The following is a 272-nucleotide window of genomic DNA, read 5'->3' on the forward strand; positions in this document are numbered from 1 at the left end:
GTGCGCTACTGCCGCGCCGGCACCCGCATCGTGGAATACGGCCAGCCGGCGCAGTGGTGGCACATCGTGCGCAGCGGCGTGGTGGCGGTGTACCGGCGCGACGGCACGCTCTACAACCGGCTGACCGAAGGCGGCTACTTCGGCGAATTCGGGCTGCTGCACCGCCAACGGGTGCGTTTTCCCGCCGTGGCCGAGGCCGACACCCTGCTCTACCTGCTGCCCGAGCCGGTGTTCACCGACCTCTTCGAGCACCACCCGTCGTTTGCCGACCA

At 69.5% G+C, this 272-nt stretch carries 1 protein-coding gene; it reads left to right on the forward strand.

Features of this window, described 5'->3' with window-relative positions; translation table 11 throughout:
- Nucleotides 1-272: cyclic nucleotide-binding domain-containing protein (locus HA630_RS00235; RefSeq protein WP_166831978.1), on the forward strand; the 272-nt coding region annotated here is incomplete at both ends.

It is taken from the genome of Aquabacterium sp. A08 (assembly GCF_011742065.1).